At 66.7% G+C, this 7,432-nt stretch carries 8 protein-coding genes and 1 tRNA gene; 5 read left to right on the top strand and 4 right to left on the bottom strand.

The features are described 5' to 3' along the window. Nucleotides 1-31: 31 nt before the first annotated feature. Complete coding sequence (locus WBV89_RS05235) at nucleotides 32-571, bottom strand: hypothetical protein (protein WP_423980282.1); 540 nt, start codon at nucleotides 569-571, stop codon at nucleotides 32-34. Nucleotides 572-821: 250 nt separating this feature from the next. Between WBV89_RS05235 and WBV89_RS05230 the strand changes: the two genes are divergently transcribed. Further along, complete coding sequence (locus WBV89_RS05230) at nucleotides 822-1,841, top strand: PHP domain-containing protein (RefSeq protein WP_423980281.1); 1,020 nt, start codon at nucleotides 822-824, stop codon at nucleotides 1,839-1,841. 113 nt (nucleotides 1,842-1,954) lie between these two features. Here the strand turns inward: WBV89_RS05230 and WBV89_RS05225 are convergent, their stop codons facing one another. Beyond that, complete coding sequence (locus WBV89_RS05225) at nucleotides 1,955-3,100, bottom strand: serine hydrolase domain-containing protein (protein WP_423980280.1); 1,146 nt, start codon at nucleotides 3,098-3,100, stop codon at nucleotides 1,955-1,957. 415 nt (nucleotides 3,101-3,515) lie between these two features. On the opposite strand from WBV89_RS05225, the gene WBV89_RS05220 reads away from it, so the two are divergent. Next, complete coding sequence (locus WBV89_RS05220; protein ID WP_423980279.1) at nucleotides 3,516-4,139, top strand: VOC family protein; 624 nt, start codon at nucleotides 3,516-3,518, stop codon at nucleotides 4,137-4,139. A gap of 33 nt (nucleotides 4,140-4,172) precedes the next feature. Here WBV89_RS05220 and fcl read toward each other — a convergent pair whose 3' ends face one another. Both fcl and WBV89_RS05210 read right to left on the bottom strand, forming a co-directional pair. Beyond that, nucleotides 4,173-5,132, bottom strand: coding sequence for a GDP-L-fucose synthase (fcl, locus tag WBV89_RS05215; RefSeq protein ID WP_423980283.1), 960 nt, complete (start codon nucleotides 5,130-5,132; stop codon nucleotides 4,173-4,175). 38 nt (nucleotides 5,133-5,170) lie between these two features. Then, the gene (locus tag WBV89_RS05210) at nucleotides 5,171-6,112 is read right to left on the bottom strand and encodes a PD-(D/E)XK nuclease family protein (RefSeq protein WP_423980278.1); all 942 of its coding nucleotides are present in this window, start codon (nucleotides 6,110-6,112) and stop codon (nucleotides 5,171-5,173) included. 183 nt (nucleotides 6,113-6,295) lie between these two features. Between WBV89_RS05210 and WBV89_RS05205 the strand changes: the two genes are divergently transcribed. The 3 genes from WBV89_RS05205 to WBV89_RS05195 all read left to right on the top strand — a co-directional run bounded on the left by WBV89_RS05205 (nucleotide 6,296) and on the right by WBV89_RS05195 (nucleotide 7,362). Continuing rightward, nucleotides 6,296-6,871, top strand: a complete 576-nt coding sequence (locus tag WBV89_RS05205; protein WP_423980277.1) for a LytR C-terminal domain-containing protein — start codon at nucleotides 6,296-6,298, stop codon at nucleotides 6,869-6,871. Between the two features lie 48 nt (nucleotides 6,872-6,919). Continuing rightward, on the top strand, nucleotides 6,920-7,243 hold the full coding sequence (locus WBV89_RS05200; RefSeq protein ID WP_423980276.1) for a hypothetical protein: 324 nt from the start codon (nucleotides 6,920-6,922) through the stop codon (nucleotides 7,241-7,243). A 32-nt stretch (nucleotides 7,244-7,275) separates the two neighbouring features. Continuing rightward, a tRNA-Leu gene (locus WBV89_RS05195) sits at nucleotides 7,276-7,362 on the top strand. Nucleotides 7,363-7,432: the final 70 nt, after the last annotated feature.

The following is a 7,432-nucleotide window of genomic DNA, read 5'->3' as shown; positions in this document are numbered from 1 at the left end:
CGAGTGGGTCGGCCACCACCGGTGAACCAGGTCATCGTGCCGCCTCCGCCTCGGCCCAGGCGGCGCGGGAGAACGCGGGATCGTCGGGGTCGAGGAAGCGGTCCGTCCATCCGTCGGGCAGGGTTCCGTCGTGGTGCGGGATGATCCGGGCGCCGCGCGTTTCGCAGAGAGTGGCGGGGGTCGGGTCGCTGATCGATGCCCGGCGGTAGCTGTCACGTTCGGCCGAGGTCCACGGTTGGGACGTGTGGATCCGATCGACGAGGTGCAGCTGTTCGGATTGGGCCCGTCGCCGGTCGGTCGGGGCGTCGAGGGTGGCATGCAGCCAGGTGAGCCACTCATCGACAGCATCGGCGCTGGGCGGGCCGAGGTCGGAGATGAGCGCACCGGCGGGGGCCAGTGCGTAGTACCGCCAACACCAATCGGTTGTGCCTGTGTCGGAGTCCGGTTCGGCCGGGACAGCGCAACTCGCGACCAGTACCGCCATGCACGCGCACAGGACAATGACGGTGTGGGCGCGCATCGTGGCGGACTGGCGGGTCAGATCGGCGCGTGCGGGAGCGAGATGTTCCATGCGACCCCGGTGGGTCGTCACGCACGATGGAGGGGAAGTCGCGTGAGCCGCCCCGAGTTCTCGTCGCGGATCGGCCCGGTGGGTGGGCGGATGCGCGACGAGAACGTCGGTGCGACAGGGGCGCCGGATCTGCAGTGACTCGGCGTCGCAGAACCTCGTGACGGGCCGCGGCAGAGCCGGGTCGTGTCGCTTGGGTGGAACGGGACGTGGCGGAGGCGAGCGGATCGACAGTGGGAGATACGATCGGGTCATGACCCCGGAGGTGGCGCTGCTGCGAGTGATCCACTGTCTGGATCGGGCGCGGGAGTCGGGGTTCAAGACGAAGGCGTTCGCTCGGGCGCTCGACGTGGTGCGGAGTACCGACCCAGCCGAACTCGAACGCCGAGTTGCCAACGACACATTGACCGACCTGGACGGAATCGGTTCGTCGACGGCGCAGGTGATCGCCGATGCGATCGAAGGTCGCCCGTCGCGGTATCTGGCCGACATCGAGGCCAAGTCGCAGGTCGAGATCAGCGACAAGGCCCGGCCGTATCGCGACGCGTTGCGCGGCGACTGTCACCTCCACTCGACGTGGAGCGACGGCGGTGCGCCGATCGAACGGATGGCGACGACGGCGATGGCGATCGGCCACGAGTACATGGTCCAGACCGATCATTCGGCCCGGCTGACGATCGCTCACGGGCTCAACGAGGAACGGCTGAACGAACAACTCGACCAGATCGCGGCCGTCAACGAAGCAATCGCCGATGCCGGACACGAGTTCCGGATCCTTTCCGGGATGGAGGTCGACATCTTGGAGGACGGTTCACTCGACCTGTCGAACGAGATGCTCGGGCGCCTCGATGTCGTCGTCGCCAGCGTGCATTCGAAGCTGCGGATGGAGAAGCAGAAGATGACCGAGCGGATGTTGCAGGCGATCGCGTCACCGCACGTCGACATCCTCGGGCACTGCACCGGCCGGATGATCGGCAAGCGCCCGCCGAGCGACTTCGATGCCGACTACGTCTTCGCAGCGTGTGCTCAGTTCAACACGGCGGTCGAGATCAACTGTCGGCCCGAGCGGCTCGATCCGCCCCGGGAGTTGCTGCGTCTCGCGGTCGACTATGGATGCTGGTTCACGATCGACTCCGACGCGCACGCAACCGGCCAGCTCGAGTGGCAGCCGCTCGGCTGTGATCGTGCGGCCGACTGTGACGTTCCGATCGACCGGATCCTCAACACGAAGCCGGTCGACGAACTGTTGGCCTGGACCCGCGCCGCCGCCTGACGAGTCGGGCGGGCCACCCGCGAGTGCCGTCGCCGACGTTCTCGTCGCGGAAGTGCCCGGTTGGCGGGTGGATGCGCGACGAGATGGCCGGTGGGACCGGGACGCACCCAGCGTCAGGACATCAGGGCGGCGTAGGTGGCGAGGAGCGGTCCGGCTCCACGGGGGTCCCCGGTGGTCGTGTCGCCCATCTTGTTCATCACGTAGCTGAAGCTGAGCTTCGCGTCCATGTCGATGATCGCGAGCGACCCGCCCCATCCGCCCCAGTAGCAGGTGTGCGGGTTCGGGAGCGGAAGCATCGGGCTCGGGAGACCGAACCCCATCCCGATCTTGAGGTCGGCGCCCAGCACCTGGTCGATGCCTTCGGCTTGGACCTCGAAGATTCGCTCGAGACCGTCGGCGGAGATGATCTGCTGACCGTTCGCTTTGCCACCGTTCGCGGTGAGCGTGTGAATGCCCGCGACCGATCGGGCGTTGCCGTGACCGCCGGCCGCCGGAATCTCGACGCGTCGCCATTCGGGGGTGGACGAAAAGGATGCGTCGACCGTCGGGTTGGTCAGGGTGCGGTACGCGATCGAGTCTTCGTCGATGGCACCGCCGTCCGCACCGAGCGGGGCGGCAGGCGGGATCACGTGCGCGATCCGCTCGTCGTGTTCGGCGCCGGTGCCGATGTGGAAATCGGCACCGAGCGGTCCGGCGATCTCCTCGTCGAAGAACGTTCCGAGCGATCGACCCGAGACGCGCTTGACGATCTCCCCCAGCAGGTAGCCCTGACTGATCGCGTGGTATCCCGACGCGGTGCCCGGCTCCCACCACGGCGCCTGGGCGGCATGCAGCCCGACCAACTTGTCGTGGTCGAGCAGGTCGACGGTGTCGAGCGGTTGGTCCCATCCGGACAGTCCGGCGGTGTGGCCCATGATGTGGCGGGTTGCAACCTGCTCCTTGCCGCCGGCGGCGAATTCGGGCCAGTACGTGGCGACGGGTGCGTGGAGGTCGAGTTCTCCGCGATCGGCGAGCAGGAGGCAGCACAGGAACGACATCGTCTTGGTCGTGGACCAGACGTTGATGATCGTGTCCTCGGCCCAGTCGCGTTCACCGTCGTCGAAGGTCGCGGTGCCACCCCACAGGTCGAACACGACCTCGCCGTCCACCGTCGCGCACACCGAGGCACCGACGTCGCCGTGCATCTCCCAGTTGGTGGCGAATGCGTCACGCACCGCTTCGAAGCCGGGTGCGACGGTTCCGTGGATCTCTGTGGTCATGTGGTGACAGTAGCCACCCGTCGTCGCACCTGGAGGAACGAGGAGGCTGACTCCCGTCCGGGACTGATGATGGCTGGGGGCGGTCGAACGGCTCGATGTCTCCGTCGTGGACATGGGGCGCTGACAGCGGGCGACAGGTGGTGTGTCGCACGCCGTGCGGTTGGGGACGCGGCCAAACGGCCATAGCATCGAACGCCTTATGTCGAAGAAGACCAAGAAGCGCAAGGCCCGGCTCCGCCGCTCGAAGGCGAACCACGGCAAGCGTCCCAACATGGGCCGCGGCTGACGCCTTTCACCATCCAACCGAACTGACTTTCAGGCGCCCGCGCCCCGATCCTTCGGATCATTGCTCGGGCGCCTTGTCGCGTCTGGACCCGGTCGCGTACCCGCCGCCTCGTTCTGCGAGGATCGACCCATGACGGCACGCGCTGAATGGTTGGAGGTGGCAGGCGATCCTTCCGTCTGGAGGTCGCTCGGGCTGGTCGTCGACGAGGACGGCTTCATTCCGCTGATGGGAACGTCGGTGCGCGTCGAGACACAGGCCGAATCCGGCGCGACGGGAATCGTCGGCTGGGCGTTGAGCGGGGTCGACGCCGGACAACATGGTGACATCGACGGGATCGCGACGACCGCCGTGGACCCACGCCCGCCGACGTTCGCACACCACGAACTCGGAGCGAGTGGGCTCGATCACGTCGTCGTGATGACCGCTGACCTCGAACGCACATCGCGAGCGATCGAGGCCAGCACCGGAGCGGAACTCAAGCGGATCCGCGAGGTGGGCGCGATGCGCCAGGGATTCCATCGACTGGGGCGCGGCGGTCTCATCGTCGAGCTGGTGTCTCGGCCGGAAATGCCGGACGGGCCCGCACGCTTCTGGGGATTGGTGATCAACGTCGACGATCTCGATGCGGCGTGTGAACGGATCGGCCCCGACCGGGTGAGCGCTCCGAAGGATGCGGTGCAGCCGGGGCGACGGATTGCGACGATCGGTTCCGAGGTGGGGCTCGGATTGCCTGTCGCCCTGATGACGACCTGAGGCGTCACCGCTGCCCGGTGGATGAGCAGCGGATCAGATGCCGCGCGGGGTCGATGCTCCGTCGGTCTCGACCTGATCGAGGAACCACTCGTAGGTCGACGCGATTCCCTCGTCGAGGTCGATCGACGGCTTCCACCCGAGTGCATTGAGTTTCGACACGTCGAGCACCTTGCGCGGCATGCCGTCCGGCTTCGACGGATCGAACCGAAGCTCGGCGTCGGGGCAGACGACGTCGCGGATCTTCTCCGCGAGTTCGCGGATCGGGAGGTCCTCACCGGTCCCGACGTTCACGTGACCGACGTCGCTGTAGTTGTCCATCAGGTACAGGCAGGCGTCGGCGAGATCGTCGACGTGGAGAAATTCGCGCATCGGCGAGCCGGTACCCCACACCTCGACGACCTGCTCGTCGGCGGAGCGGGCGTCGTGGAACTTGCGCATGAGGGCGGGCAGGACGTGGCTCGACGTCAGATCGAAATTGTCGTTCGGGCCGTAGAGGTTGGTCGGCATCGCTGAGATGAAGTCGCATCCGTACTGCTGGCGGTACGCCTGGCACACCTTGATGCCCGCGATCTTCGCGATCGCGTACGCCTCGTTGGTCGGCTCGAGAGTGCCGGTGAGCAGCTCGTCCTCGCTGATCGGTTGGTGGGCCTCGCGCGGGTAGATGCACGACGATCCCAGATACAGCAACTTTGTCACCCCGCTGAGATGTGCGGCGTGGACGACCGTGCCGTGGATCATCATGTTGTCGTAGATGAACTCGGCGGGGCGCGTGCTGTTGGCCATGATCCCGCCGACGGTGCCCGCGACGAGGAAGACATGGTCCGGGCGGTTGTCGTGGAACCACTGGGTGACGTCGCTCTGCTGTCGGAGGTCGAGTTCGGCCCGGGTCGCCGTCAGGAGGTTGGTGAATCCGTCGCTCTCGAGTCGACGCATGATCGCCGACCCGACCAATCCACCGTGCCCGGCGACGAAGACCCTGCTGTCCCGATCGATCGACATCGTCCCACGATACCGAGCCGGGACGTCCGGGTTCAGTCGTCGCGCCCCTGGGCGCGCAGGTACGCGACTCCGTCGTCGCACGTCGTGTTGATCGGACACCATCGACAGGTGACGCCCGGCCGGCGTGTGGGTGGACGGCCCTCCGATTCGACTTCGATGAGTCGGTGGATTCCGTCAAGCGTGCGCCGCATCGCCGTTTCGATCAGCCGTTCCGACACGTCGTCGGCCTGGGCCTCGGCGGCATCGAGGTAGAAGGTGGCGACCTTGCGTGGTGGAACCTCGCGCACGAGCGTTTCGAGCAGCGCGTAGAAGGCGAGGTCCTGGCGGTGGCGGGGGCTGGGTCGGCCGGTCTTGAGGTCGATGATCACCTTGCGGCTCTCGCGGGCATTCGGTCGTCCGAAGAGCAGGTCGACCTTGCCGGCCAACGTGATCGGCCCTGTATTCGGCCAGCGCACGGAAGCTTCGGTGACCGGCGCCCATCGTTTGCTCAGCGGTGGGAAGTTCTCGACGAACTGCGTGACCCGCACCGAAGTCTGACCGCGCACGTCGGCCTCGTCGGCGGGGGACAGGGTCTCGATCCACTGTCCGATGCTGCGGTTCTCGTCCGCGAGTCGGACCATCGCCTGGTCGACGAGATCGACGGGTGCGGGCTCGCCGAGGCGGGTGGGCCACGAGATCTGCAGTTCGATCGCCTTGTGGGCGATCGTGCCCTTGGCGTTGGCGCTCGTCCATTCGAACTCGTCGGGAAGGAGATGGTTGGTCTCACATTCGAGAACAGACGCGATCCGATGCTTGGAGATCCAGATCTCCTCATCGGGGTCGAGACGTTCGGCGAAATGGTCGATCGCCGCGCGCATCTCGGCGCGGATGTCGTCGATGAACTCGACATCGAACACCACCGGATCGCCCGACCGCCGCAGCACCTCGAGCGTGCGCTGTTGCACCGGGCTCAGGGTCACGATCTGGTCGGTCATCGCCACGGACTGTAGGCCACCGGGTCCACGTCGACCACGGGTGTCGTCGGGTAGCGTCGGGCGATCATGAGGACGGACGTGTGGATCGACGACGAGGTCGCCGCCGCCCTCTTGATTTTCGTCGATGGATGCTCCGTCGGCGCATGGTCGCCATCGACCGATCTCTGCTGACCGCTTCCTCCGATGTCCAACAAGACCGCCCTCAGCATCATCTTCGCCACGATCGCCGTCGGGCTGATCGCGACCGTGATCATGCTCAAGGTGACCGAGGAGCCGCCGCCCCCCACGACGACGACCACCACGACGACCACGACCACCACCACGATTCCGCCGACCACCACCTCGACCACGACTACGACGACATCCACCACCTCGACGACCTCCACCGTCCCGCCCACGACAGCCGTTCCGATCGAGCGGTTCTTCGTCGGCATCCTCGTCGTCAACGGGACCAGCGCAGGCGAGCGACTCGGGCCGGTGATCCAGGAATTGAGCGACCGCGGATACTTCGATGTGCGTGGCGTCGTGGGTCCGGCACAGGCGCAGGAGACACGGATCTATTACTCGGAGCCGTATCTCGGTGAGGCCGAGATCGTGGCCGTCGACCTCGGGTTCGAACCCGGCGATGTCGAGATCCTGCCGTTGGCGGAGGCGCCCCCGATCCCGGGGATCGGCGTGGCCAAGGTGATCGTGTACCTCGGCCCGGGAACTCTCCCCGAGCCCCCACCGATCACCGAACCGCCGCCCGCTGACGGCTGACGTTCCGAGCCACCCGAGTGTGAGGTACCCCGTCGTCATGATGGACGTATGGAGTTCTCCTCGACCGTCGAATTCGCCCACGCCGCTCGGGCGCTCACCCGTGCAGCGTCGCGTCGGTCGTTGATCGCACCGAGTTTTCGGTGTCCGCCACGGCTGGTCGGTGTCGACCGGAGCATTCGCCGCCGATCCGGAGCAGCGGGTTCGGACCCTGTGGTGTCGGTGCGGGTGAGGGGGCGTCAGCGCGAGGCGGTGCTGGCCGACATGATCGAGGGCGTCGTGGTGAGCAACGGCCTTGCACCCCCCGATGCCGATCGTGTCCGCAACGACCTGTGGGAGGTGATGGCGTCGGTAGATCTGCGTGTCGCGTCGTGAGGCGGCGTGGCGCCTAGCCTTCGTCTGCGCCCGCCCGGGTGGCGAAACTGGCAGACGCGGGGGGCTTAAACCCCCTCGAGGGCAACCTCATGCGGGTTCGAACCCCGCCCCGGGCACCATCACTGAGCAGGGGAAATGCCCGCAATCGAGGCTGTCTCGGACCCTCGCACGGCGGTTCGCGATCACGAA

The sequence above is a fragment of the Ilumatobacter sp. genome (genome assembly GCF_049588435.1).
Classification (GTDB): domain Bacteria; phylum Actinomycetota; class Acidimicrobiia; order Acidimicrobiales; family Ilumatobacteraceae; genus Ilumatobacter_A.
This window is presented reverse-complemented; position numbering and strand designations above follow the sequence as displayed.